This is a genomic window from Hymenobacter sp. (assembly GCF_036387835.1).
Classification (GTDB): domain Bacteria; phylum Bacteroidota; class Bacteroidia; order Cytophagales; family Hymenobacteraceae; genus Hymenobacter.
Window position 1 is genome coordinate 1 of record NZ_DASVSY010000082.1, and the last position, 24,344, is coordinate 24,344.

Annotated in this window: 20 protein-coding genes and 1 pseudogene; 7 read left to right on the forward strand and 14 right to left on the reverse strand. The window is 55.7% G+C overall.

The window, feature by feature from the left end; all coding sequences use genetic code 11:
- From VF639_RS16440 to VF639_RS25285, 4 genes and pseudogenes are all read left to right on the forward strand, one after another.
- Positions 1–600: patatin-like phospholipase family protein (locus VF639_RS16440; RefSeq protein WP_331147018.1), on the forward strand; the 600-nt coding region annotated here is incomplete at its 5' end.
- A 118-nt stretch (positions 601–718) separates the two neighbouring features.
- Complete coding sequence (locus VF639_RS16445; RefSeq protein ID WP_331147019.1) at positions 719–1,291, forward strand: 1-acyl-sn-glycerol-3-phosphate acyltransferase; 573 nt, start codon at positions 719–721, stop codon at positions 1,289–1,291.
- A 90-nt stretch (positions 1,292–1,381) separates the two neighbouring features.
- On the forward strand, positions 1,382–1,960 hold the full coding sequence (locus VF639_RS16450) for a hypothetical protein (RefSeq protein ID WP_331147020.1): 579 nt from the start codon (positions 1,382–1,384) through the stop codon (positions 1,958–1,960).
- 235 nt (positions 1,961–2,195) lie between these two features.
- Positions 2,196–4,490: pseudogene (locus tag VF639_RS25285) on the forward strand (M60 family metallopeptidase).
- A gap of 173 nt (positions 4,491–4,663) precedes the next feature.
- On the opposite strand, the gene VF639_RS16460 reads toward VF639_RS25285, so the two are convergent.
- The gene (locus tag VF639_RS16460; protein ID WP_331147021.1) at positions 4,664–5,326 is read right to left on the reverse strand and encodes a DUF4159 domain-containing protein; all 663 of its coding nucleotides are present in this window, start codon (positions 5,324–5,326) and stop codon (positions 4,664–4,666) included.
- Between the two features lie 342 nt (positions 5,327–5,668).
- Here VF639_RS16460 and VF639_RS16465 point away from each other — a divergent pair, with 342 nt between their 5' ends.
- A complete protein-coding gene (locus VF639_RS16465; protein WP_331147022.1) occupies positions 5,669–7,093 on the forward strand; it encodes an RtcB family protein in 1,425 nt (474 codons plus the stop codon).
- Between the two features lie 22 nt (positions 7,094–7,115).
- Here VF639_RS16465 and VF639_RS16470 read toward each other — a convergent pair whose 3' ends face one another.
- Positions 7,116–7,817 (reverse strand): 16S rRNA (uracil(1498)-N(3))-methyltransferase, encoded by a 702-nt coding sequence (locus VF639_RS16470; protein ID WP_331147023.1) that lies wholly within the window; start codon positions 7,815–7,817, stop codon positions 7,116–7,118.
- 116 nt (positions 7,818–7,933) lie between these two features.
- A complete protein-coding gene (locus tag VF639_RS16475) occupies positions 7,934–8,716 on the reverse strand; it encodes a S1/P1 nuclease (protein WP_331147024.1) in 783 nt (260 codons plus the stop codon).
- Between the two features lie 119 nt (positions 8,717–8,835).
- On the opposite strand from VF639_RS16475, the gene VF639_RS16480 reads away from it, so the two are divergent.
- Positions 8,836–9,375: a hypothetical protein gene (locus tag VF639_RS16480; RefSeq protein ID WP_331147025.1), complete on the forward strand. Its 540-nt coding sequence runs from the start codon at positions 8,836–8,838 to the stop codon at positions 9,373–9,375.
- Positions 9,376–9,434: 59 nt separating this feature from the next.
- Here the strand turns inward: VF639_RS16480 and pckA are convergent, their stop codons facing one another.
- Positions 9,435–11,057 (reverse strand): phosphoenolpyruvate carboxykinase (ATP), encoded by a 1,623-nt coding sequence (pckA, locus tag VF639_RS16485; protein WP_331147026.1) that lies wholly within the window; start codon positions 11,055–11,057, stop codon positions 9,435–9,437.
- Between the two features lie 227 nt (positions 11,058–11,284).
- On the opposite strand from pckA, the gene VF639_RS16490 reads away from it, so the two are divergent.
- Positions 11,285–12,829 (forward strand): peptide MFS transporter, encoded by a 1,545-nt coding sequence (locus VF639_RS16490; protein WP_331147027.1) that lies wholly within the window; start codon positions 11,285–11,287, stop codon positions 12,827–12,829.
- Between the two features lie 312 nt (positions 12,830–13,141).
- Here the strand turns inward: VF639_RS16490 and groL are convergent, their stop codons facing one another.
- The 10 genes from groL to VF639_RS16540 all read right to left on the reverse strand — a co-directional run.
- The gene (groL, locus tag VF639_RS16495) at positions 13,142–14,782 is read right to left on the reverse strand and encodes a chaperonin GroEL (RefSeq protein WP_331147028.1); all 1,641 of its coding nucleotides are present in this window, start codon (positions 14,780–14,782) and stop codon (positions 13,142–13,144) included.
- A gap of 42 nt (positions 14,783–14,824) precedes the next feature.
- Complete coding sequence (gene groES / locus VF639_RS16500; protein WP_206983612.1) at positions 14,825–15,115, reverse strand: co-chaperone GroES; 291 nt, start codon at positions 15,113–15,115, stop codon at positions 14,825–14,827.
- A 285-nt stretch (positions 15,116–15,400) separates the two neighbouring features.
- Positions 15,401–15,808, reverse strand: a complete 408-nt coding sequence (gene secG / locus VF639_RS16505; protein ID WP_331147029.1) for a preprotein translocase subunit SecG — start codon at positions 15,806–15,808, stop codon at positions 15,401–15,403.
- On the reverse strand, positions 15,809–17,311 hold the full coding sequence (locus VF639_RS16510) for a hypothetical protein (protein ID WP_331147030.1): 1,503 nt from the start codon (positions 17,309–17,311) through the stop codon (positions 15,809–15,811). It abuts the gene before it with no gap.
- 136 nt (positions 17,312–17,447) lie between these two features.
- Positions 17,448–17,987, reverse strand: a complete 540-nt coding sequence (locus VF639_RS16515) for an LptE family protein (protein ID WP_331147031.1) — start codon at positions 17,985–17,987, stop codon at positions 17,448–17,450.
- Positions 17,968–19,284, reverse strand: coding sequence for a sigma-54 interaction domain-containing protein (locus VF639_RS16520; RefSeq protein ID WP_331147032.1), 1,317 nt, complete (start codon positions 19,282–19,284; stop codon positions 17,968–17,970). Before VF639_RS16520 ends, VF639_RS16515 begins: the two co-directional genes overlap by 20 nt.
- Positions 19,285–19,336: 52 nt before the next feature.
- On the reverse strand, positions 19,337–19,714 hold the full coding sequence (locus tag VF639_RS16525) for a four helix bundle protein (protein WP_331147033.1): 378 nt from the start codon (positions 19,712–19,714) through the stop codon (positions 19,337–19,339).
- A gap of 71 nt (positions 19,715–19,785) precedes the next feature.
- A complete protein-coding gene (gene miaB / locus VF639_RS16530) occupies positions 19,786–21,237 on the reverse strand; it encodes a tRNA (N6-isopentenyl adenosine(37)-C2)-methylthiotransferase MiaB (protein WP_331147034.1) in 1,452 nt (483 codons plus the stop codon).
- 212 nt (positions 21,238–21,449) lie between these two features.
- Complete coding sequence (locus VF639_RS16535; RefSeq protein WP_331147035.1) at positions 21,450–22,727, reverse strand: anthranilate synthase component I family protein; 1,278 nt, start codon at positions 22,725–22,727, stop codon at positions 21,450–21,452.
- A gap of 172 nt (positions 22,728–22,899) precedes the next feature.
- The coding region (locus VF639_RS16540; RefSeq protein WP_331147036.1) for a tetratricopeptide repeat protein at positions 22,900–24,344 on the reverse strand (1,445 nt) is incomplete at its 5' end.

Sequence of the window (24,344 nt, forward strand, 5' to 3'; positions counted from 1 at the left end):
GAGATTCTGCGGCTGTTTACCAGCGTCAATTTCACTCGTCTAACCCGTATTTCGCTGAGCCGCTACGGCCTGTTGCGCCTCGATGCGGTGCAGGTGCTGCTGGCGCAGCACCTGGGGGCCGAGTGCACCTTTGCTGATTTACACCGGCCCCTGACGCTGGTAGCCACCGATTTGACCGAGGGCATTTCCATCTATTTCTCGGAAGGCTTGCTGATACCGCCGCTGCTGGCTTCCTCGGCCGTGCCCATTCTGTACCGACCAGTGGAATTTGAGGGGCGGCAACTCGTCGATGGGGGCCTGCTCAATAATTTGCCGGTTGAACCTCTGTTAGGTAAAGGGCTGCGGATAGTGGGCGTCAACTGCAACCCTGTCAACCGGGCGGCGCGCATCACAACGTTCCGGACGCTGGTGGAACGCACGCTCAATCTGGCCATCAATGCCAACACCACGCTTAACAAGCAGCAGTGTAATTTTATGATAGAGCCACCAGAACTGCGCACCTACCGCACGCTGGATTATCGGCTCGCGCAGGAATTGTTTGACATCGGCTACCAGCACACCATCGCACAGGCCGCTGCCCTTACGGCGCTGCTAACCTGACACGTATAAGCGAGCGAAGCGCCAACCTCGAAGATTGTGGTAGGGCGGCGCTTCGCAATTCCCCGTTTACTTCTAGCTTTACTTTGGGCTTGAAATCTTAAGAGCCCGTATTCTCTGCATGGCTGTCCGCAAAACCTCTACCTTCTGGTATTACGTTTCCAAAGCAATTTTCTGGGTAACCGGGTGGAAGCTCAACGGCGTAGTGCCGCCCAACATCAAGAAAAGCATGATGATTGCCGCGCCGCACACCAGTAACTGGGACTTTATTATGGCCCGCGCCGCCTTCTTTCTCATGGATGTGGACGTAAAGCTTACCATCAAGAAAGAATGGACCACCATTCCAGTGCTTGGCGGTTTGGTTCGTTCATTGGGCGGCTTGGCCGTCGACCGCAGCAAAAACAACAGCCTCGTTGATGGTATGGTGCAGCTCTTCGAGGAACGCGACGAACTGGTGATTCTGATTACGCCCGAAGGCACCCGCGCCTACCAACCCCGCTGGCGCAAAGGGTTTTATCATGCGGCAGTTGGTGCCGGCGTGCCCATTTTGCTTGGCTTCCTCGACTACAAGAGGAAGGAGGCCGGCGTGGGGCCCGTCATTTACCCCACCGGCGACTACGAGGTCGACCTTGAGAAGATCAAAGCCTTCTACCGCACTAAGTCCGGCCGGTTTCCGGAAAAAGGTGTTCGGTAGCAACACTAATATTGGGTGGTCGGCTATTCAATGAGTTGCCAGAAAACAGCAGTTACCTATTAAACCATTCAGCCATTTAACCCTACTCAAATGGAAAAGCTGCAAACACTATTTTGGATTGCGCTCGGACTAGGAGTATTTATATGGCGCATGGTGCAGAAAGCGCTGGAAACCACTGAACGGGAGCGGCGCGAGCGTAAGTTTTCCAGGCCCGACAGTACCGGACGACCCCAGCCAGTAGCCTCGTTGCCCACTACTTCTTTCGAGGAAATGCTTAGGCAGATGCAGGAGCAAAACCGTACGGGTAACCCAACCAGTCCGCCCCCCGTTGCATCGCCCGTGCCTACTACCCCGGCTGGCCGGCCAATGCCCCAAGAAACCGCCCCGGTGCCGCGCAGCCTGGAGCAACCCACCGTGGCGCCAAAGTCATTGGAGAAGTATAAAGAAGCTCGCTCGTTGGAAGTGCCAAGGCAGGAGGCCCGACGAGCGGCGGCGCTGCCCCGCGCCACCACGCAACACGGCCAGGAAGATTACTGGAGCCAGACCCAGGCGCGCCGTCGGGAACAAACTCGCCTTAACACCCAACTCAACTTAGCTGAACGCCTACGGAATCCGGCGGATTTGCGGGCTGCGTTTGTACTGAGCGAGATCCTGAAGCCAAAATTCTGATTCTCGATCAATACACAAGTTGCGGTTTTTGTTTCGGCGAAACAGAGTAGTACTGTACTAGGAGCCGCAACAGGGTAGATGCTCCCGGATAGTCTTTACAACAAGTGAAATAGGCTAGAGAGAAACTATGTGCCCTGGTCTGCGTCAAGTCATATAGTGTAATGCACTATCTATTAGATGCTTACTTTAGAAAAGCAACCTATTGGCCTACCAGCATAGTCTTTCTTGAAACGCTATGCCTAAAATACTTTCACAGAGTATACTTTGGTGTTTCTGGACGATTCTGGCAGTCGGCCATGCTGACTGGCTAGCTGCTCAGAATCTAGACAAAGCCACCTTGCTGCAAGGTGTAGGCAGTATTCCTCTGCCCGGTGAATCGGATGCATTGTGCACTACCGTCACCATTAACGCGTTGCCCGAGATTATCTTGACGGCAGAGATTGACCCAGACAACCTGGATCAGTCGTTCCAGATTATTGCGGTGAGCAGTTCTCGGTTGGGTAAAGGCAAGGTGCTGGTTTTCAGCACGCCTGCGTACTTCCGCAAGCCCCTCGTGCAGGAGGTGGAAGTGCAAAAGCTGCTGACTAATTGCCTCCAATGGGGCAGTAGCGCCCGCCGCAAGCGCGTCCAGGTGTGGGGTGGCGACGAAGCCCTGACCACTTTCATCACTCAACAGGCGCGGACCAAGTTGGTCGGCACCACTGCCGTCCTCGACCCATCAGCCGACATTCTCTTTCTAAGCCAAGAATTAACCGACACGGCGACGATAAGTCGTATTGAAGGGTTTGTGCGCCAGGGCGGCACGCTGCTCTTTGGCTCCCCGCTGCCCGACCTGCAGAAAGTGAAACAGCAGGGGCTCGCCGAGACGCGGTTCAATCAGCTGCTGTGCAAAGCCGGGCTGCTGCAAACCAATTATGTCGCCGTGCGCTACCCGCATCGTACCTTTCTGAGCGCGGGTCTGGTACCAAGTTATCTGGGTATCAAGAACATCCTGAAAAGCATTGGCACCACAGTCTACCAGCCGCCGTCCCCCATGCAGGGCGGCTATATCTTCACGTACACGTTGGAGCGGGCGCTGGCAATGAATCCAGTGGATTCTCCGATCAGCAAGCACCTGAGACAGGCCACGCATTATTGGCCAGATTCCCTTCTTGTTCCAACGGGCGAAAAGCCGGTTATGATGGGCGTAACGGGAGGCGCCTCAACTTACCTGGTGCAGCATGCCCTGTTGAAAAATAAGCTGCGCGATCAGCCAAACCCGGCATACGTGGCGCCGGCTGCCGCCACTTTTCCTGGCGCGGTGCCCGCTACCGCTGCCCGCATCAGCACCGCGCTGGTGCTGCCCGTCAGAGTGGGGAAAAACGGGATGAGGTATCCAGCCCCCGGTTCCCGTTTAGCGCACAGCACCGGCTTGTACGTGCCAGCCGGCGAAAAAGCAATCATTTACTTGACAGCCAACGATTCGCTACGGCAGCTGCAGGCCCAGGTGGGCGTGCACAGCGACGACTTAATTAACCTGCCGAGGTTTACCCGCGAAGCCTTTGACCTAACGCGCCGCTTCGACTTGCAGCGGGGGCGCAATGAGGTGTACTCGCCCTACGGGGGGCTGCTGTTGTTGAACATCCCCGATACTACTTCGCTACTAGCGTTGCGCATCAAAGTGCAGGGCGCGGTGCAGGCGCCGCGTTTCGAGCGCGGCAAAACCAGCTTGGCCGAGTGGCAAAAGACCATCCGGCAGTACCCCGCGCCCTGGGCCGAACTGGCCAGCGACAACATCAGCCTCACAGTGCCAGCCGCGCGCATTCGTACCCTTGACGACCCGGAGAAGCTGCTGGCTTTCTGGGATGCTGCCCTCAACACGGTTGGGAAGCTCGCCGGTCTGACCACGTCCCGCCGCCACCCCGAGCGCATTATTGTAGATCAGCAGGTGGCATTCGGGTCCATGTTCACAGACACTGATAGAATCGTGGTGCCCAATGACAGCACTTGTGGGCACATGTTGGATGCGGACTTTATGTGGAAAAACGGCTCCTAGGGCCACTTTCACGAACTGGGGCATCGGCATCAGTTCTGGGGCATCGATTTTGAAGGCTTGGGCGAAGTAAGCGTCAACTTGTACACGATGTACGTGTTCGACAAGCTGCTGCACAAAGGTCTCTACAATCACTCGCAGATACAAAGCCGGCAAGCAGTGACGGAAAGAGTCACGAAGTATCTGGCGGATTCGCCTTCGTTCGAGAAGTGGAAGGACCACCCGTTTCTGGCCCTTTGCATGTACATTCAACTGATAGAGGCCTTTGGCTGGCAGCCCATTGAGCAGGTTTATCAACAATACCAGCAGCTTCCCAAAAGCCAGTACCCCGCTACGGAAGAAGCTAAACGGGATTATTGGTTTGCCGCCATTAGTAAGGCTACGCACCAGAATCTAGCGCCCTTCTTCGCCAAGTGGCAGGTGCCAGTCGGGGAGCAGGCCGCTAAGACGGTTGCCAGCTACCCAACGTGGCTACCCCCGGAAATGCAAGCGAAGTAGGAGCTACGGCATTCTGTATAAGTGCTTACTGATTAGTTTTCAAGTCCTTATTTTCAAAGCCAACCTCAAGCTTTAGTCTGTTTTTAAACGCATAAGAAAGGCTCATCTGTAATAGATGAGCCTTTCTTATGCTCTGAAAAGCAAGTCGTTATGCGGAAGAAGTCTATCTGCTCTTAGTCCTGCGTTAGCGCGTAGGTTATCAGGTTAGCGCCCATGCGCAAGGCGGCATCGTGGGTAGCCGGAGAGTCCTCGGGGTAAGTGCCGATATCTTCCCACCCGTTGCCTAAGTCGCACTCATAGCTGTAGAAGCACACGAGTCGGCCTTTATAGAGTATTCCGAAGCCTTGGGGACGCTTGCCGTCGTGCTCGTGCACTTTGGGTAGGCCTTTCGGAAACTGAAACTTCTGGTGGTAGATAGGGTGGGAGAAAGGCAGCTCCACGAAGTCGAGCTCGGGAAATACCTTCTTCATTTCGGGGCGGATAAACTTGTCGAGGCCGTAATTATCATCGATGTGCAAGAAGCCACCGCCAATCAGGTAGCGGCGCAGATTTTTAGCTTCGCCTTCGGTGAAAGCTACGTTGCCGTGCCCGGTCATGTGTACGAACGGGTAAGTCAGCAGCTCCGGCGAATCCAGCTCCACGCTGGCTTCATCGGGCGCTATATTGGTACGCAACGTCTGGTTGCAATAGCGAATCAGGTTGGGCAGCGAGGTTTTGTTGGCGTACCAGTCGCCACCGCCGCCGTAGTGCAGCTTAGCAATGCGGAAGCTGGGTGCGGGAGCGAAGGCCGTGAGGGAAAACAGAAGCAGAATGGGTAGCAGCAGGTTTTTCAACATGGAGTATTCAGCGCAGGATGGACATACTATCAAACAAAGTAACGGATAGCTGGGAAAGTTCAGCGCCAGCGCTACCAACTAGAGCCGTTTGTTTCATAGCGTCATGTCTAACGTAGGCGTTGCATAGTAGCGCCTGCGTCAGTTCCCGGTGCGTTACTGCGTTTTAATTCATTTCTTGCTCAACAATAAAGCGGTTTAGAAAATCCACTGAACTTCTCCAACCCGTCGTGCTACGACTGCGCCGCCGGGTGCGCGGACGCCAGATGAGCATGACGGGTTGGAAGCCGGCCGAGCAACTTCACTAACATTAGGTGTTTAAACGTTATATACTAATCGAGAATAATGGTAACTGGAAAGGATTTACTAGCCCTTGGTTTAAGACCTGGTAAGTGGTTTAAAGCTGCTCTTGAGCATATTAATGCTTATAATCTGGAGGGCGAAGCCCTGGCGGCTTACCTCGACACCGTGAAGCCCGCGCCGCAGATTCCGTTGCTGGAAAAGCCCGTGCCGTTTCACGAAAACATCAGCGCTGACACGTCGGTGGAGCAAGCCAACATCGACTACGTAAAGCAGTCGATGCAACAGCTGATGCGCACGCCCACGGTGGTGACTGGCGCCATCATGCCCGATGCCTGTCCGGCCGGCCCGCTGGGTACAATTCCGGTCGGGGGCGTTGTGGTTGCTCGCAATGCCATCCACCCCGGGATGCACAGCGCCGATATCTGCTGCTCCGTGATGCTAACTATTCTGGGCAAGGTGGAGCCTAAAAGCGTGCTGGATGCTGCGCAGCGGATTACGCATTTTGGGCCCGGGGGTCGCTTGCCCGAGTTGCAGTTTAAGCTGCCAGAGGAAATTGAGGCAGAATTTCAAGCTAATCCCTTCCTGAACTCGCTGCGCAGCCTCAACTTAGCCCGTGCGCATCTGGGTACCCAGGGCGATGGTAACCACTTCCTTTACGTTGGAATTTCGCGCAATACCGGCGACACCGTGCTGGTGACTCATCACGGCTCCCGGGGAGTAGGTGCCGCGCTTTATACGCAGGGCATGAAGGTAGCCGAACGATTTCGCCAAGCCATTTCACTTGAAACGGCTCCACAAAATGCCTGGATTCCTAGTGAGTCAGTGGAAGGCGAACAGTACTGGGCGGCGCTGCAAACTGTTCGGAAGTGGACCAAGCAGAACCACTTGTGCCTGCACGAGACCATCGGTAGCCAGCTTGGGGCGGCGGTGCAGCAACGGTACTGGAACGAGCACAATTTTGTGTTTCGTGACGGCGACTTGTTCTACCACGCCAAGGGGGCCACGCCGCTGGACCCAAAGTTCATGCCCGACATCACCGGTCCGCGCATCATTCCGCTGAACATGGCCCAGCCCATCTTGATTGTAGAAGGCACCACCACCGAAACCAACCTCGGCTTCGCACCGCACGGGGCCGGCCGAAACCTGAGCCGCACCCGCCACAAATACAGCAAAATAGGCCAGACGAAGGAGGATCTTTTTGCCGAGGAAACGCAAGGCATTGACGCCCGGTTTTTCTTCAATCAGATTGATATTTCCGAGCTGCCCAGCGCCTACAAGGATGCCGAAGACGTGAAGCGGCAGATTGTGCATTTTAACTTGGCCACCACCATCGACGAAATCCGGCCCTACGGCTGCATCATGGCCGGCGATTGGGAGCAGGATGCGCCCTGGCGTAAAAAGAAGCTGGCCAAAGAAGCTGCCCGGCTAACTGCCGACGATTCCCAAGCCGACTGCTCGGCACTGTAAGAAGAAAGGTGACCTTAGCGCCTTACTCCCGCACAACGTGCACCGTGTGCACCGCCGCCAGCGCGGCCGTTTCGGTCCGCAGTCGGGAACTACCCAGGGTAACCGGCCGGATGCCCCGCTCGAAAGCCGCTTGAATTTCGGCCGGCGTAAAATCGCCTTCCGGACCGATGAGGATGCAGCAGCTGGCTCCGCTGGCCGCCACACGGCTTAGGGGTGTCCGCTCGCCTTCTTCCAGATGGGCAATAAATGTAGTTTCCTCGGCCACAGTTGGCAAAAAAGCCGCGAAATCCACCAATTCCTCCAACTCCGGCAGCCACGCGTGCCCCGACTGTTTGAGGGCACTCACCGCAATTTTGTGCAGGCGGTCGAGCTTCAACTCGCGCCGCTCCGAGCGAGCACAACGCAGAAACGACAGCCGGTCGACACCTATTTCGGTGGCTTTTTCCACCAGCCATTCCATGCGGTCGAGGTTTTTGGTGGGCGCCACGGCCACCTGGACGGTGTACGGACGCCGCGGTACCTGTTGCTCCTGCACCACCCGCAGCCGGCAGCGTTTCGCATCAGTAGCTTCCACCTCAGCCTGAAATACGCCGCCGCGACCATTCACCAGCTCCACGGCCTCGCCAGTAGTTAGGCGTAGCACGCGTACGGCGTGTTTACTTTCATCTTCGGGCAGAGTGTAAGTAGGGCCCGCAAGGTCGGGGGCGTAGAAAGTGTGCGGCATGAGGCAAAGATAGAAGGATGCTTCCCCGAAACAGAAAACCCTGCTAGCCAGGGCCAGCAGGGTTTATATAGCAAGAACTATCTTGCTATCGGTCTGGCTGCATAGCAAGTAGCCGTCTAAAAGGTTTGGTTCAGGATGGCTGCTAGCCGCACGCCGGCCTGCTCGATGCGCTGTTTCATTAGCTCGGCGTGCGCAGGGTAGTACTTGTAATCAACGTCGCCGTTGGCGGGTACATCCTTATATATCTGTTCACTAGCCTGATACGACTCCCAAAGCCACTGCTCAGGAGAGGCTTTCTGCCAAGCCTTTACCTGACCATCGTGCAACTGGTGCTCATACTGCCCGGCTATTTCGGTGTAGGTAAGGCCTTGGTATTCAATCAAACCACTGTCCCAGAGGCTGTGCAGGTTGGTATCCTTGCCGCGGTACTTCAGCTTGATGTCGTTGCCGCCCTTGTCATCGGCGTGGCCCGCGTGTAGCGGCTGATGCACGTCGCCCACGATATGCACTACGAACTTAAGCGCTGCCAAACGCTCCGCTTGCGTTTTCTTGGTATCCTTCAGGATATCAAGCTGCTTGAGTAGCACGTTGTACGCATTGGGTTCGGTTTGCGCTTTCAGCTGCTGCACGTATTGGTCGTGATTCAAGCCGGATGCGGTATTTACGTAATGCCAAGGAGCCGTGTCCTTGAATTCGGGGTAGAAGCGGATTTCGTCGGGCCAGGTGCTAACCAGCGGCAGCGTTTCGGTGCCTAGTAGTTTCTGGATTTCTTTTTTAGCGTGACGAGAGAGGTGGTTTTCGGCAATTTTACCGATGGCCCGGTGCCCGTCTACTCCCCAGGCCCACAGGTGAAGAGGAGTGAAGAGCAGCAACAGGAGCGGCAGGAAGCGCTTGCGCATGAAAAGGAAGAAGTAAGGAGTACACTGAAACCGCAAAATTAGCTCATAAACGTCAACTTCAGTTGTGCTGTCGTAATCTTGCTTGCGCACACTCTAGAGCAGTAATCAAGCCCATCGCCATGACCACCTCAGATTACGGAACAAGCTTACCATTCGACTACATAACTACGTTTTCCTTGCTGCGTGGTATTAAATGGGAACGGGCACAGGCAGCTATCCGCAAAGAAATTGAAGAGAGCCGCAAGCGTCTGCTCACTGCACAGGCCGAGCAACTTCTTGAAGTAAGACAGCGACTCGAGTTGCTGCGTAAGAAAAATAATCTAGAGCATTCTTTGCTCACCGAAGGCCGAGCAGCATATAACCTCACGGCTATGCCCGTTGCCACGTTGCAGCGCCAGACCCCGGAGATTAATCAGTTGATGGCTATTCTTGAGGTGCCGTTCGAGCGCCGTAGTTACTGGATGTGCGGTCCGGTTTTCCGCGACGCGTTGGCTTTCTATGATGGGAAACATCAATTAGTAGCCGTGCTGAATATTTGCTTTGAGTGCGAGCAAATGCAGAATGAAAATGGAGTGGAAATTCAAACAGATATTACCGTATATCCTGCCCTGCACCAATGGCTCACCGCGTTGGGGCATGAGGTTGAGGGTAGCTATTAGAACAACAAAGCCCCGCTGGCAGATGCCAGCGGGGCTTTGTTGTGGAAGTGGCTCTCGCCTTACACGCTAGCAACTATTTCTGCCCTAGGCGCACCAGCTAAAATTTCGGTGCTAGCAAAGTCGGCGTACTTCTGGAAGTTCGCCACAAACTTGCCAGCCAAATCAGCTGCAATTCTGTCATAAGCCTCTTTGTCGGTCCAGGTGTCGCGCGGGTCCAGGATGTGGTCGGGGACGTTGGGAACAAAGGCAGGCACTTCCACCCCGAAAATAGGGTGCTTACTGAATTCTACCTCGTTCAGTTCCCCATTGAGGGCGGCCGTAATCATGGCGCGGGTGTAGCTCAGCTTCATGCGCGAGCCCACACCGTAGGAACCACCCGTCCAGCCGGTATTCACCAGCCACACGTTCACGTCCGGATTTTCATCCATCTTTTTACCGAGCATTTCGGCGTATTTCGTCGGGTGCAGGGGCAGGAACACTGCGCCAAAACAAGCCGAGAAAGTGGTTTGCGGCTCAATAATGCCCATTTCAGTGCCGGCTACCTTGGCCGTGTAGCCCGACATGAAGTGGTACATGGCGTGGCTCTTGTCGAGCTTGCTGATGGGCGGCAACACCCCAAAAGCGTCGGCCGTCAGGAAAAAGATGTTCTTGGGCGCATCGGCCACCGAAGGCTCAATGGCATTCGGAATAAAATGGATGGGGTAGGCCGTGCGCGTATTTTCCGTCACCGACTTGTTAGCGTAGTCTACCGTGGTAGTGCCGGAAAAGAAGCGCGTATTCTCCACGATGGCCCCAGGGCGAATGGCATTCCAGATTTCCGGCTCCTTCTCGGCGCTCAAGTCAATCACCTTGGCGTAACAGCCGCCCTCGAAGTTGAAGATGCCCGCTTCGGGCGTCCAGCCGTGCTCGTCGTCGCCAATCAGGCCGCGGTTGGGGTCGGCCGAGAGGGTAGTTTTGCCAGTGCCGGAGAGGCCGAAGAAAATGGCTGTATCGCCATCTTTGCCCACGTTGGCCGAGCAGTGCATGGGCAGCGTGTGCATCCGGTGAGGCAGCAGGTAGTTGAGCACGCCAAAAATGCCCTTCTTCATTTCGCCGGCGTAGCCTGTGCCGCCTAGCAAAATCATCTTCTTCGAGAAGTTGATGACAGCAAAGTTCTTCTGCCGCGTGCCATCTACGGCCGGGTCAGCCTCGAAGCCAGGAGCACAAATGATAGAGAAGTCCGGCGTCCAGCTGGTGTCGGCGCTGGGTTCGGGGCGCAGGAACATGTTGTAGCAGAACAAGTTGTGCCAAGCCAGCTCGTTCACTACGCGCAACTTCAGCGTGTAGTCGGGGTTGGCGCCGGCATAGGCATCCCGCACGTAGAGTTCCTTGTCGGCCAAATAAGCTACCATCTTCTGGTGGAGCTGGTCGAACTTAGCGGGTTCAAACGGAATGTTGATGTCCCCCCACCACACGCTGTCGGCAGTGCCGGCGTCGCGGACGATGAACCGGTCTTTGGGTGAGCGGCCGGTGAAGGTGCCCGTGTCGGCCATCAAGGCACCGGTGTCAGTCAGAACGCCTTCTTGCCGGCGAAGTGCTTCCTGCACCAACTCTTTAGGCGACAGATTGAGATGAACCTGAGTTGCTTGGGTAAAGCCTAGCGGTGCAAGGCGGGCTAAAGCGGTAGCGGCGGATTTCGTCATAAAGTCCGGGGACGGGGTGGGTGGATAAGGGTGGATGGGGAATCTGAAGACAAAAATATAGGAAAAACATGATCCGCAAACGATTCCGGAGAACTATTTAGCGAATTTTCGCTGATTACATAGTGAAAAACTAACGGTTGTCAGTAAACAAAGTTTTGTAGCTTTACAAACACCGTCTGATTACAGCCAGCGGCTACTTTCCTTCTTAACCTCTCTTAAACTTCTTCATGCAGACTACTTCCGCTGTGCGGGACCAGGCACCGCCAGCCGCCCAAACCAGCCATCCAAAAGGCTTATACCTTCTATTTGCCACCGAGATGTGGGAGCGGTTCAGCTACTATGGCATGCGCGCTGTGCTGGTGTTGTTCCTCACCAAGGCCATGATGATGGACAAGGCTTTTGCCTCTAAATTTTATGGCGGCTACACCAGTCTTGTTTATCTGACACCCCTCATTGGCGGCTATATATCAGATCGTTACTGGGGCAACCGGCGCTCCATTATCACGGGTGGCTTACTGATGGCCGTGGGACAGTTTATTCTATTCACGTCGGCCTCTTTCTACGGCCCGGCCGATACGCATGCTTTCAGCCACCAGCTGCTGTATCTGGGCCTAGGAACTATGATTATCGGCAACGGCTTTTTCAAGCCTAACATCTCGTCGATGGTAGGAACCTTGTACTCTGCTACCGATTCGCGGAAGGACGCGGCCTACACCATCTTCTACATGGGTATTAACTTAGGCTCGTTCCTGGGAAATACCGTTACTAGCCTCGTCGGCGATAAAGATGGGCAACCTGAAATGTTCCGGTGGGCTTTTCTTGCCTGCGGAATTGCAATGATATTGGGAACCATCGTTTTCCAATGGGGCAAAACCAAATATCTACACACCCCCGAGGGCGTGCAGGTAGGCGAAACCCCGGTCAATTCACCCGGTATTAAAGGAATTTATGCGCTGTTGCCAGTATTGCTGGTGGTGGTTCTTGGCTTCTTGTGGCTCGATTCCAACAAGCTTCCTGTCATCATGCCACTGCTGGTAGTTGCCGCGCTAGGCATTGCCACCATGATTCTATCCGATAAGTCGCTGACTAGTGGTGACCGACAGCGGGTATGGGTGATTTTTGCCGTGTCGTTTTTCGTGGTATTCTTCTGGGCCGCTTTCGAACAGGCACCCGCTTCGCTCACGTTCTTCGCCGACGAGCAGATGGACCGTACTATTTTCGGTACGGAGTTGCCCGCCAGTATTTTCCAGAACCTGAACGCCATTTTTGTGGTGCTAGGCGCTCCATTAATGGCTGTGCTGTGGACGGCATTAGGCCGCCGCAATGCCGAGCCGCCTTCCCCTTACAAAATGGCCATCGGTCTGGCCCTGCTGGCCTTAGGCTACGTGGTGATGTGCTTTGGTGTCCATACCATGGTACCCGGCGTGAAAGTGAGCATGTTCTTCCTGGTGGCGCTCTACTTCCTGCACTCCATGGGCGAGTTGTGCTTGTCGCCCATCGGCTTGTCGCTGGTAAACAAGCTGGCCCCGCTCAAGTTCAGCTCCCTGCTAATGGCCGTGTGGTTTTTGGCTAATGCTACTGCCAATTACCTGGCGGGCTTTATGAGCAGCCTCTACCCCGAAGCCGGCAAAGCCAATCCGCACCTGGTAGGCTTTGAGATTACCGGCCTCTACGACTTTTTCATGGTCTTCGTCGTGTCGGCGGCCGTAGCGTCTCTCTTGCTGTTTCTTATTAGCGGCCGACTGGTACGGGTTATGAATACTCGCGACTAGCTAAACTGACCTTACTAGCTCCCTTGTCAATGCCCGGCCTGTTGCAGGCCGGGCATTACTATATTAAGACAGGCAGCGGCAGTAGCGCGGAAGCCTGCTCCGCGCACTGCCGCTGCCTGTTCGTGAAGCTCATAACGCTTGGTTACTTATAGGGTACAGGGCATGTTGCCTCTATCAAGTCAACGGCAGAAGATTATTCAACGATAATAGTACCACGCCCAACGAATATAGCACCCCTACCGCGCAAAAAAGCCCCGTTGGATTTGTCCAACGGGGCTTTACAAGTAAGCTAAAAGCTAGCAGCTTCTGCTATTACATCATGCCGCCCATGCCGCCCATTCCGCCGGCACCGCCAGCGTGGCTGTGCTCTTTTTCGGCTTCTGGCTCGTCAGAGATTACGCATTCCGTGGTCAGGAGCAGGCCGGCAATAGAAGCGGCATTTTCCAGGGCCAGGCGCGCTACCTTGGTGGGGTCGAGGATACCGGCCGCCATCAGGTTTTCGTAACGGTCTTCGCGGGCATTGTAGCCGTAGTCGCCTTTGCCTTCGCGCACTTTCTGTACTACCACCGAACCTTCGCCACCGGCGTTGGCTACGATGGTGCGTAGTGGAGCTTCGAGGGCCGTACGGATGATGTTTACACCCGTACGCTCGTCGAGGTTGTGGGTATTAACGGCTTCCAGCGCCTCAAGAGCACGTACGAAAGCAACGCCACCACCCGGTACTACGCCTTCCTCAACGGCGGCGCGAGTAGCGTGCAAGGCATCGTCAACCCGGTCTTTCTTCTCTTTCATCTCCACCTCGGTAGAAGCACCGATGTAGAGGATGGCCACACCGCCCGACAGCTTAGCAAGGCGCTCCTGGAGCTTCTCCTTGTCGTAGTCAGAAGTAGTGGTTTCGATTTGGGCTTTGATCTGGTTGATGCGGCTGGTGATGCCGTCTTTCTCACCCTTGCCATTGACAATCGTGGTGTTGTCTTTGTCAATGATGATTTTCTCGGCCGTACCCAAGTAGTCGAGGGTAGCGCTGTCGAGCTTGTAGCCGCGCTCTTCGGAAATAACCGTACCACCCGTCAGAACGGCAATGTCTTCCAGCATGGCCTTCCGACGGTCGCCGAAGCCAGGCGCTTTTACAGCGGCAATTTTCAGCGAGCCGCGCAGCTTGTTTACTACCAGAGTAGCAAGAGCTTCGCCGTCAACATCTTCCGAAACAATAACCAGGGGCTTGCCGGTCTGAACAACTTGCTCGAGCACGGGCAGCAGCTCCTTCATGGTGCTCACCTTCTTGTCGTAGATGAGGATGTAAGGCGAGTCCAGCTCCACTTCCATCTTCTCGGGATTGGTTACGAAGTAAGGGGAGAGGTAGCCACGGTCGAACTGCATGCCTTCCACCGTTTTCACTTCGGTTTCGGTGCCGCGCGCTTCTTCTACGGTGATAACGCCTTCCTTGCCTACTTTGTCCATAGCATCGGCAATCATCTGGCCGATTTCCATGTCGTTGTTGGCCGAAATAGCACCTACCTGAGCAATTTCTGAAGAGTTTTCAATCTTCTTCGACTGCGCTTTCAGGTTGGCAACTACGGCTTGTACTGCCTTGTCGATGCCGCGCTTCAGGTCCATGGGGTTGGCACCAGCTGCTACGTTCTTGGAACCAGCGGCGTAGATAGCCTGCGCCAGTACAGTAGCCGTCGTGGTACCGTCACCGGCCTGGTCGGCGGTTTTAGAAGCCACTTCTTTTACCAATTGAGCACCCATGTTCTCGATTGGGTCGCTCAGTTCAATTTCTTTGGCTACCGTCACACCATCCTTGGTGATGGTTGGGGCGCCGAATTTCTTGTCGATAACCACGTTGCGGCCTTTGGGGCCGAGGGTTACTTTCACGGCGTTAGCCAGTTTGTCTACACCGCGCTTCAGCTTGTCGCGGCCGTCGGTGTCGAATTGGATGTTCTTAGCCATCTTAGGTTCGGATGTTTGAAATCAGGGAGAAAGGAATAGGGCTTAGATTACGGCGAAAATATCCGACTCCCGCATGATGAGGTAGTCTTGGCCGTCGATGGTGATTTCGGTGCCGGCATACTTGCCGTAGAGCACTTGGTCGCCCACTTTTACTTGAGGCTGGATGGTGGTGCCGCTATCGGCCACTTTGCCTTCGCCTACGGCTACTACTTCGCCGCGCTGTGGCTTTTCCTTGGCCGTATCGGGGATGATGATGCCCGATTTGGTTTTCTCCTCGGCGGCGGCAGGCGCGATAATCACGCGGTCAGCCAGCGGTTTCATGCTAAGCGACATATTGTACGTTTTGGTTGAAAGGTTTACTTGAAACAAGGTGGTGTTCGCCTCTCCTCACTTCCTATGCCAGCCCGCTGAAACCTGACAGAATGAACACCAAAAACACGCATTGCGTCAGCATTCGCTACAAAGCCTGCCACACCTGACAGCGCAGCTGGCCGAAACCAAGCATCAAAACTGACAGGTGAGAGTGACCGCCAGCAACGAGGGCTATGAGCCAGGGCTATAAAAAAAGGAGCTTCCCGGATGGAAAGCTCCTTTTCGAAGAAGGGACTAGTGGCTAAGTTACTGCGCCGGAGTTGGAGCCGGGGCTGGCTGAGTTGGTGCCGTGGCAGGAGCCGTGGCCCCGCCTGGAGCGGCAGCACCACCCGGAGCGGCTGCACCCGGAACCGGAGGAGCCGCAGGCAAACGAGTCTCAAGCGCTTTCCGCTGGTTGACGCTCCGCGTCGGGCCAATGCCTGCCGCATTACCGCTGAGCACATGCGTACCAAGCGTAAGGATCATCAAGCCAATAGCGAAGCCCCATGTCAAACGTTCCAGCAAATCACCAGTGCGCTTCACGCCCATCAGGTTGGCCGCGCCACCCGAACCAAATTGGCTCGACAAACCGCCGCCTTTTGGGTTCTGCGCTAGCACTACAATGGCTAGAAAGAAACACACGATAAGAATGATAACAATGAGGGCAGCGTACATCTAATCAGTAGTTTTCAGTTGTTGAATTTGGTCGGCAAAGTACGCGCTTTTTTCCGGCTGGCGCACCATAAGCTGCTCATATATTTCGATAGCGCGGTCGATTTTGCCCTGTTTTACCATGATTTTGGCGAGGCTTTCGGAAGCCAAGGCTGGCGGCGCATGCGTGCTGCGGGCCGCCAAATCGGTCTGTTCACTCACCGATGGCAGTACCACCGGCGCCTTCAGTCGGGGCTGCACTTTCAGGAACCGGTTGATCAGATCGAAGGATGACGGTGCCGGTGCCGAGTGGGGCGTAATGCTGCTGTTGGTGTGAGCATGTAAGAGCGCATCGGGCGGAAAAAATTCCGTGGCCGGCAAGGGCAACGTTAGTTCTTCATCGCGCAGTTGCAGCGCATAACCATAACGGCTGCCTCCATCCAGCAAGCCATAAGCCAGATCCGCATCAGCCCGGAAAGGTGGGGCAAGGGCCGTAGTTGGCGCCGGAGCAGGCAGCGCGTAATCCTCGCCTGCTTCCACATCGGAATCGTCCTCGTCGAGGCCTGGTAGTTGGTACAGGATGGGAACGGGCAGCTTGTCAGGCGCGCTCAACCCGAACTCGAAACGCGAGCTACCTACTTCAACTGGCGGCCGGATGGGCGCTACCGCCGGCAATACCTCTTCAGCCTCCGCATCAGACTCGGAAGCCACTGTCGGAGCTGCCTCTGCTTCGTCGTCAGGTTGAGCAGCTTCGTGGCTTACTTCAATAGCTGGTAGAGTTGCTGTAGTCTCAATATCAGCAACTTCATTCTCCTCTGTCTCCTCAGTCTCTGTCAGTGGATCGGGTGGCGTAGCAACAGTTGGTTGAGGTTCTTCCGCATCTTCCTCCGCCAATGCCGTGGCAGCTAAGGGTGCCGCGGCTTCTTGACTAGCCGGTGCTTCTGGCTGAACTTCTACTTGCTCGGTTTCTACTTCTTCAGTAGCAAGCTGTGCCGGCTCTGTTACCTCTTGCGCATCAGCTTCAAGCTCGGCATCAGCAGGGGCCAACGAAGCGGAAGCTTCTGGTACCAAGGCTTCATCTGGTGCTGATACTTCAGGCGTTGCCAGCGCAATTTCCTCTACAGCCGTAGTAGCCTCCTCTTCCTGAGGTTCCAGCGGCTGAACATCTTCGATGACCAAGGACTGAAAGAAAGCCGTAGAGCCGCCCGCGCCGGAAGCCGAGGATGGCAAACTTGCTTCGGCAGGAGCCGGCAGTTCCTTAGGAGCTGACAGTTCAACGGTAGTGGTTTCGGGGGCGGGCTGCTCCAGCAACTGCCGAAGCAACTGCCGGTCGGCGGCGTAAGTGGCGGCGCGGCGCAGGCGTTGGCTGGCTAGCATGCTGCCCCGGTCGTGGGCCGATTTAGCCAGCAGCACGTGGGCCGTTTGGCAATAGGGAAAAGCCGCCGCCAATTGCTCCAACTCCCGAATTTCGGCCTCTGAAATATTCCCCACGTGGTTGAGAATGTGCAACAGCGACGCGCGGGTCATGGAGTAGAGGGCTGGATGAGTTAACAAATAAATCACTGACTGCTAAGCGGTAGTCAGTAATTCAAGAATTGGAATACCTAAAGCGTACAGGTTCCAATTGGCAAGAATACGGCATTTAAATCATTCGGCTGTGCTCTTACCAGTTAGCCACCGACTTGTTGAATACGTCGGTGATGATGGCCTGAGTGACTTGGCGTAGGGCAGCCGGATCGTTGTTGATACTCGCAATATCTCGCGTCGCTGGAAAATCTCGGGGTTGTTGGAAAGTTTGTTCGAAGTCCTGCGTGGGATCTTTGGTGTTGGTGAATTTGACGCGTACCTGCATCGTGAGGCGGTTTACGCCCGCCTGGTCTTGGCCATTTTGTTGCTGAATAGCGGCTGGCGCGTAATCAAAAGCAATAATTTCTCCTTCAAACTGCAAGTCCCCGTCACGCGCTACTTGCTTGATAGAAGTGTTGCGTTGAAAGTAATCCTTGAAATCCTCGGTGAACCGCTGCGAAAGGTTGGACGGACCATTGGTAGCCGTATTCTGGAAGGTAGCAATGGAAATGGTCTTTACGGCCGGATCGATGTTGGTGCCGCTGAATGAATAAACGGAACAGCCAGTCAGGCTGATTAGAAAGCTAACAGCTAATAGCTGGCAGCTAATGGCTATGCTACGCTTGTTCCAGGTCATACTGTTTTAGCTTGCGATAAAGGGTGCGTTCGGAGATGCCGAGGTCGTGGGCGGCGTATTTGCGTTTGTTGTGGTGCTTTTTCAGCGCCTTCATGATCATTTCCTTCTCCTTGGCTTCCAGCGAGAGGGTTTCCTCCTCGGTTTCGTGCGGAATGTCTTCCACACGTTGCGCTTCCTCCTCATAGTCGGTGGCATCGTCTACATCATTGGGTGTAAAAATGTATTCGGTGGCACCGCCGTCGGGAGAAGGCTGCCGGAGGGGGCGGGGACTGGCTTCGTAGGGAGCGGGGAGGTTGGTGAACAGGTGGCTGTTCTGGCGCAGCATTTCCTGCGTTTCCTGTGGGCGCTGGCCGGCGGCCATATCCAACACTAGCTTCTTCAGGTCAGTCATGTCGCGCCGCATGTCAAAGAGTACCTTGTAGAGCAGGTCGCGTTCGGAGTACGTGTTGCCGGCTCCGTCGGTGGTGGCGCCGGCGGCGTGCAGCAGCATGGGCAAGCGGCTGCTTTGGTCGGCAGGTAGGTACTGGCGTAGGCGACGAGCATCCACCTCCCGGTCGGTTTCCAGCACCGACATTTGCTCGGCCACGTTCTTGAGCTGGCGAATGTTACCAGGGAACCGGAACCGCTGCAAATCCTGCACCGCGTCCGGCGTCAGCGACACGGGCTTGACGCGGTAGCGGTCGGCAAAATCAGTGGCAAACTTTCTGAATAGTAGGTAGATGTCATCGCCCCGCTCACGCAGTGGTGGAACTAGGATAGGCACCGTGTTCAGGCGGTAATAAAGGTCTTCGCGGAAGCGTCCTTCGCGTACGGCATCCAGCAAATTCACGTTGGTAGCTGCCACTACGCGCACGTCGGTTTTCTGCACCTTGCTGGAACCGACGCGAATAAACTCGCCATTCTCCAACACGCGCAGCAGCCGCGCCTGCGTACCCAGCGGCATCTCCCCAATTTCGTCGAGGAAGATGGTGCCGCCATTGGTTACTTCGAAGTAGCCTTTACGGGCTTCCTGAGCGCCCGTGAACGAGCCCTTTTCGTGGCCAAACAACTCGGAGTCAATGGTGCCCTCGGGAATAGCACCGCAGTTGATGGCAATGAACTGCCCGTGCTTACGCGGCGACAAGGCATGGATGATCTTGGAAAACGACTCCTTGCCGGAACCGCTTTCGCCCGTAATCAGCACCGTCATATCAGTAGGCGCCACCTGCACCGCCACCTGGATGGCGTAGTTCAGCGTTGGGGCGTTGCCAATGATGCCGAAACGCTGTTTTATACTTTGTATTTCTGAAGGTGTCAATCTGGTTTTCGGTTTTTAGTTTTTGGTTTTTGGCTGTAGGGAGCCAAGGCCATCAACCCAATGAGCGATAATAACGGATGAAGCCTTGCAATAATTGAATGCAGCTGGCTATTCTTTCTTCTATATCTTGTAGTTGCTCACTCGTGATAAAATCTAAGTCAAATGCCAGATAGCACTGGGTTTCTAATTCATATAATGACCCTCTGGCTACCACTAAAAACTGAATGGTGTCGCGCGGGTGTTGTCGACCGTTACCTTCACTGATATTTGAGGGTACTGCAACCGCTGCCCGGCGCATCTGGCTGGTAAGCCCGAATTTTTCTTCGTTAGGAAAAGATTGTGTCAGCAGATAAACGGCTTTGACCAACGCACGACTGTGTTGCCACACCTGCAAATCCTTATAATTCTGTTGATTCGAAGCCTTTTCCATTGGCAGTAAATCTTGCCTCTACCAGACGTTTGAACAAAGCCAAAAACGAAAAACCATCAACCAAAAACCAGTCAAACAGCTTCTCCCAATAGCGTACTAGCCGAGCAGCTATGCACGAGTACGTCCACGTACTGACCTTTTTGATGGTGCTTCTTGGGGAAGATGACCACTTGGTTTTGGCTGTTGCGGCCGCTGAGGTGTTCCTGGCTGCGCTTCGAGAAGTTCTCGACTAATACGCGGTGCACTTTGCCCACCGCCCGCTCGTTGCGCAGGCGGCTGTGTTGCTGCTGTAGGTCGATTATTTCCTGGAGGCGGCGCTTTTTAACTGGCAGCGGCACATCATCTTCTAGTTTACGGGCGGCCAGGGTGCCGGGGCGCTCGGAGTAGAAGAACATGTAAGCCATGTCGTAGTGCACGAATTCCATGAGGCTTTTCGTGTCTTCGTGTTCCTCCTCGGTTTCCGAGCAGAAGCCCGCAATCATATCGGTGGAAATAGCGCAGTCTTCACCCAAAATGCGGCGGATAGCCAGTACTCGTTCCTCGTACCAAGGCCGGTCGTAGGTGCGGTTCATGAGGGCCAGAACACGCGAGTTGCCGCTTTGCGCAGGCAAGTGAATATACTTACAGATGTTTTCGTGGCGCGCTATGGTGTGCAGCACCTCGTCGGTGATGTCTTTGGGGTGCGAGGTGGAGAAGCGCACCCGCAACTCCGGGCTCAGCAGCGCCACGCGCTCCAGCAACTGCGCGAAGTTGACCTGCTCGGTGCCGTCTTCTGAAGTCCACTTGTAGGAGTCGACATTTTGGCCGAGCAAGGTAACTTCCTTGTAGCCAGTGGCCACCAGATCCTGCGCTTCACGGAGGATGCTATGGGCGTCGCGGCTCCGCTCGCGGCCTCGCGTGAAGGGCACGACGCAGAACGAGCACATGTTGTCGCAGCCGCGCATGATGCTGATGAAGGCCGTGATGCCGTTGGAATTCAGGCGCACCGGCGTGATATCGGCGTAGGTTTCTTCGCGGCTCAGCAGCACGTTTACGGCTTTCTGGCCGCCGTCCACTTGTTGGATAAGCTGGGGCAAGTCGCGGTAGGCATCGGGGCCCACCACCAGGTCCACCAGCTTTTCTTCTTCCAGAAACTTACTTTTCAGGCGTTCGGCCATGCAGCCGAGCACGCCCACCAGCAGGCCGGGGTTACGCTTCTTGTGGCCATTGATCTGCGAGAGGCGCATGCGCACCGTCTGCTCGGCCTTCTCGCGGATAGAGCAAGTGTTAAGCAACACCAAGTCAGCACCTTCCAACTGCTCGGTCGTGTCGAAGCCTTCCTCGAACAAGATGCTGGACACGATTTCGGAGTCGGAAAAATTCATCTGGCAGCCGTAGCTCTCGATGTAGAGCTTGCGCTTGCGGCCTGTTTCGGTGGCCGGACTAACCCGCACGGCGCCCGATGGGCTGTCGGCGTACGTAGTGGCATCCGGAGCAATAGGCGGGGTATCGAGGAAATCTAAAGTAATCAGCGGTTGAGACATGCTATTTGTCGCGGGGTCGGCTTCACGTTCGGGAGAACGGCAAAGGTAGCTGTTTTGGGGTGAAAATGACAGAATGGCAGAGGTTGGTCATTTGACATTTATCATTTAACAAGTAACATTTAGCAGGCGGTAGAGCAACTTGTAAGAATCATGCTGATGAGGCTGAACCGCACTCAAATCCAAGGAGGGACCTCGCTCAGAGGTGTTAAATGTTACTTGTTAAATGATAAATGTCCTAGCACCTCTAGCAGGGCCTGGGCTTTGAGGAGGCATTCTTCGTATTCGCGCTCGGGCAAGGAATCGTAGGTGATGGCCGAGCCGACCTGGAAACTTAGGTAGCCGGTGTCGGCGCGGTATTGCAGGCTGCGGATAACCACGTTAAACTCGAACTCGCCGGTAGGCCAAATGTAGCCGATGCTGCCGCTGTAGAGGCCGCGGCGACTGTATTCGTACTGTTCAATGAGCTGCATGGCCCGGATTTTTGGGGCGCCGGTCATGGAGCCCATGGGAAAGGTGGCGCGCAGTATGTCGGTAAGGTCAGCCTCGGGGCGCAACACCGCTTCCACCGTCGAAATCATTTGCCAGACGTGGCGAAAGGGATAAAGCCCAAATAGCTCGGGCACGCGCACCGTGCCGGTTTCGGCGACGCGGGCGAGGTCATTGCGCACTAAGTCTACTATCATCAGATTCTCGGCGCGCTCTTTCTCGTCGTGGAGGAGGGTGAGGCGTTGCTGTTCGTCTTCGGCGGGTGTGGTACCACGCCGGATGGTGCCTTTGATGGGTTGGGAAATGAGGGCTGGAGGGTGGTGCGCTAAAAACCGCTCGGGGGAAGCGCAGAGCAGGTAATGATCGTGCCAGCGGTAGAAGCCGGCAAAAGGAGTCGGCGAGGTTTCGTTGAGCTGTAGAAAAACCTCAACCGGATGTAGTTGTACTTGCTCGGCGTAAAACTCCTGGCACAAGTTCAACTCATAAACCTCGCCATTAAGTATGTCTTCGCGGATAGCTGCTACGGCTTGCAAATAGCTTTCCTTCGGCATCCGCGGGCGCAGAGCGGACACTTGCGTAGGTATAGCAGGTGGTACTGATGTAGCTAGAATAGCATCTAATACGCCTGTTGTGTGCCCATGAATTTCTAAATAGTCGGGGCGCCAGTGCAACCAAGTTTGCGGACGAAAGAAATGTAGCTGTGGCCAGCCCAAGCCCGCAAAGTTGGCGCTAGTCAGGGCTTCAACTTCGTTCTTGACGTCGTAAGTGACAAAGCCACAGGCTGGCGCATTGGTTGCGTTGGAGAGCAGCCAATTCCGCAGTTCCGCTAGCGAGTTAGGCGTTTCAGTGGCTTCGGCGGCTACAGCCAGAATTCGGGCGAATGTACCGCCAGGATAGGCAAGGTCATTGGGTTCGAAGTAGGCGCAATGCGGGAAGCCACTGCCCCAATGCAAGGCGCGGGCGCGAAAGTCGGGGGGCAGAGTAGAGAGCGGAACGGATAACACTTGGCAAAGATACTAGAGGCTGGTGGTGGCATTGGCGGGTGCGCGAAGCCGAATGGCCGCTGCGCGTCCGCCGGTTCGGAAACCGGCCCGGTTGGGTGGCCTACGGTCGTCGGCGCGTTGCGCCTTAGACCGTGGCCAGTGGAGTCTAGGGGCAGCATGGGTGGCTGGTGGGTTATTGCAGTTCGGCTAGGGCGAGCTTGGCTTTGGTGTCGGTGCTGTTTTTGTACTCGTGTTTGGGGTAGCTAAGGGATTTCTGAAAGTAGGTTTTGGCCGTGTTGCGCTGCCCTTCGGCTTGGTAGAGGTAGCCAAGCTGCAAGGCCGATTGCGGAGCAAAATAGTAGGGGGCAGTGCCCGATAGCGCAATGGTGCGGGCGAAGAACCAGCGGGCCGAATCGAGCCGGCCAAGGCCCTGCCAGGCGCGGGCGCGGCGGTAGGGCGCTTCCAGCTGGTCGCGCAGGGGAGTGGCGGCGGTGGTCTGGAAATGAGCGAGCGTGCTTAGGGCATCTTGGTAATAGCCACCGTCAATTTGCAGGCGGGCACGGGTAAGTTGGCGGTTGAGCGGTTGTTGGTCGTCGTAGAAGCGTTGGGCGTAGGTGTCTTCTTCTACCACGGTGCGCTCACCAGCCTTGATTTGTTGGCGGTACTGGTTGGCGGCCGGGGCGTCATGGACTAGCCAGGCAGCCAGGTAAAGCTTGAAATAGGCGTCTTTGCGGTAATGAGCGCCTCGGTATTCCCGCAGAAAAAGCTCGTTTTCGCGGCGGGAGGCGGCATACTCACCTTGGTAGAGCAGTAAGTCGGCGGCCATATGGTGCAAGTAAGGGAGCGGCAAATAGCCGGCGCCACCGGGGCGGCTGCGGTAGGCGGCTAGGGCAGCATCGGTGCGGTGCTGCTTTTTGTTGAGGCTGATTAGCAGGTAGCTGAAGAGCAGGTTGTCGGGCTGCTGCTGGCTTAGGCGAGAAACCAGCTGCAGGGCTTCGGCAGGCTTTTTATAGTAGGTTTCTTCCACCAGCGCCAGAATGATTTGCGCTTCGGTCTGGAAGTCGTTGGGTTGTTGAGCCGCGGCGCGCAGGTTGGCGAGCCCGTTGGCGACGTTGCCCGACAACCCTAGCAGCTTCAGAAACCAACGGTAGCCTTCCGGCAACGAGCCGATGAAAAACTGCATCATGCCTAACGTTTTGCGGGCCGGCAGATAGGTGGGGTAGCGCTTCACGGTGGCTTGCATTTGCTGGTAAGCCTGCCGCAGGTTCCAGGCGCCCTGCACCTCGTGCCCGAAAGCTACCTGCGCCGCCGCTTGGTGCAGCCGGATTTCGGCGCGGGCGTAGTACAGGAGAGGCCCAGCCTCTCCGGCCTTTTCCAGTGCTTCCAGCCGCTGATCCTGCGCTTCAATAGTGGCATCATAGCGGTTGGCATCCTGGCTGACCATCAGTTCCGTGATGCTAAGGCAGTCTTGGACCAAGAGCGTACCAACCGATCCGGCGGGAGCTTCCCGTAGCAGGGCGCGGGCCGCATCCGGACGCATCTTCAGCACTTCGGTGTAGGCGCGGGCTTGCCGGGTGGTGAGGGCGGCCGGGGTAGTGGCCTCGGGCTGGCGGGGTTCCCGTAGAGGTGCGCCGAGGG

Coding starts and splice junctions, on each gene's coding strand:
- VF639_RS16445 (WP_331147019.1), top strand. CDS start 719: ATGGCTGTCCGCAAAACCTCTACCTTCTGGTATTACGTTTCCAAAGCA.
- VF639_RS16450 (WP_331147020.1), top strand. CDS start 1,382: ATGGAAAAGCTGCAAACACTATTTTGGATTGCGCTCGGACTAGGAGTA.
- VF639_RS16460 (WP_331147021.1), bottom strand. CDS start 5,326: ATGTTGAAAAACCTGCTGCTACCCATTCTGCTTCTGTTTTCCCTCACG.
- VF639_RS16465 (WP_331147022.1), top strand. CDS start 5,669: ATGGTAACTGGAAAGGATTTACTAGCCCTTGGTTTAAGACCTGGTAAG.
- VF639_RS16470 (WP_331147023.1), bottom strand. CDS start 7,817: ATGCCGCACACTTTCTACGCCCCCGACCTTGCGGGCCCTACTTACACT.
- VF639_RS16475 (WP_331147024.1), bottom strand. CDS start 8,716: ATGCGCAAGCGCTTCCTGCCGCTCCTGTTGCTGCTCTTCACTCCTCTT.
- VF639_RS16480 (WP_331147025.1), top strand. CDS start 8,836: ATGACCACCTCAGATTACGGAACAAGCTTACCATTCGACTACATAACT.
- pckA (WP_331147026.1), bottom strand. CDS start 11,057: ATGACGAAATCCGCCGCTACCGCTTTAGCCCGCCTTGCACCGCTAGGC.
- VF639_RS16490 (WP_331147027.1), top strand. CDS start 11,285: ATGCAGACTACTTCCGCTGTGCGGGACCAGGCACCGCCAGCCGCCCAA.
- groL (WP_331147028.1), bottom strand. CDS start 14,782: ATGGCTAAGAACATCCAATTCGACACCGACGGCCGCGACAAGCTGAAG.
- groES (WP_206983612.1), bottom strand. CDS start 15,115: ATGTCGCTTAGCATGAAACCGCTGGCTGACCGCGTGATTATCGCGCCT.
- secG (WP_331147029.1), bottom strand. CDS start 15,808: ATGTACGCTGCCCTCATTGTTATCATTCTTATCGTGTGTTTCTTTCTA.
- VF639_RS16510 (WP_331147030.1), bottom strand. CDS start 17,311: ATGACCCGCGCGTCGCTGTTGCACATTCTCAACCACGTGGGGAATATT.
- VF639_RS16515 (WP_331147031.1), bottom strand. CDS start 17,987: ATGACCTGGAACAAGCGTAGCATAGCCATTAGCTGCCAGCTATTAGCT.
- VF639_RS16525 (WP_331147033.1), bottom strand. CDS start 19,714: ATGGAAAAGGCTTCGAATCAACAGAATTATAAGGATTTGCAGGTGTGG.
- miaB (WP_331147034.1), bottom strand. CDS start 21,237: ATGTCTCAACCGCTGATTACTTTAGATTTCCTCGATACCCCGCCTATT.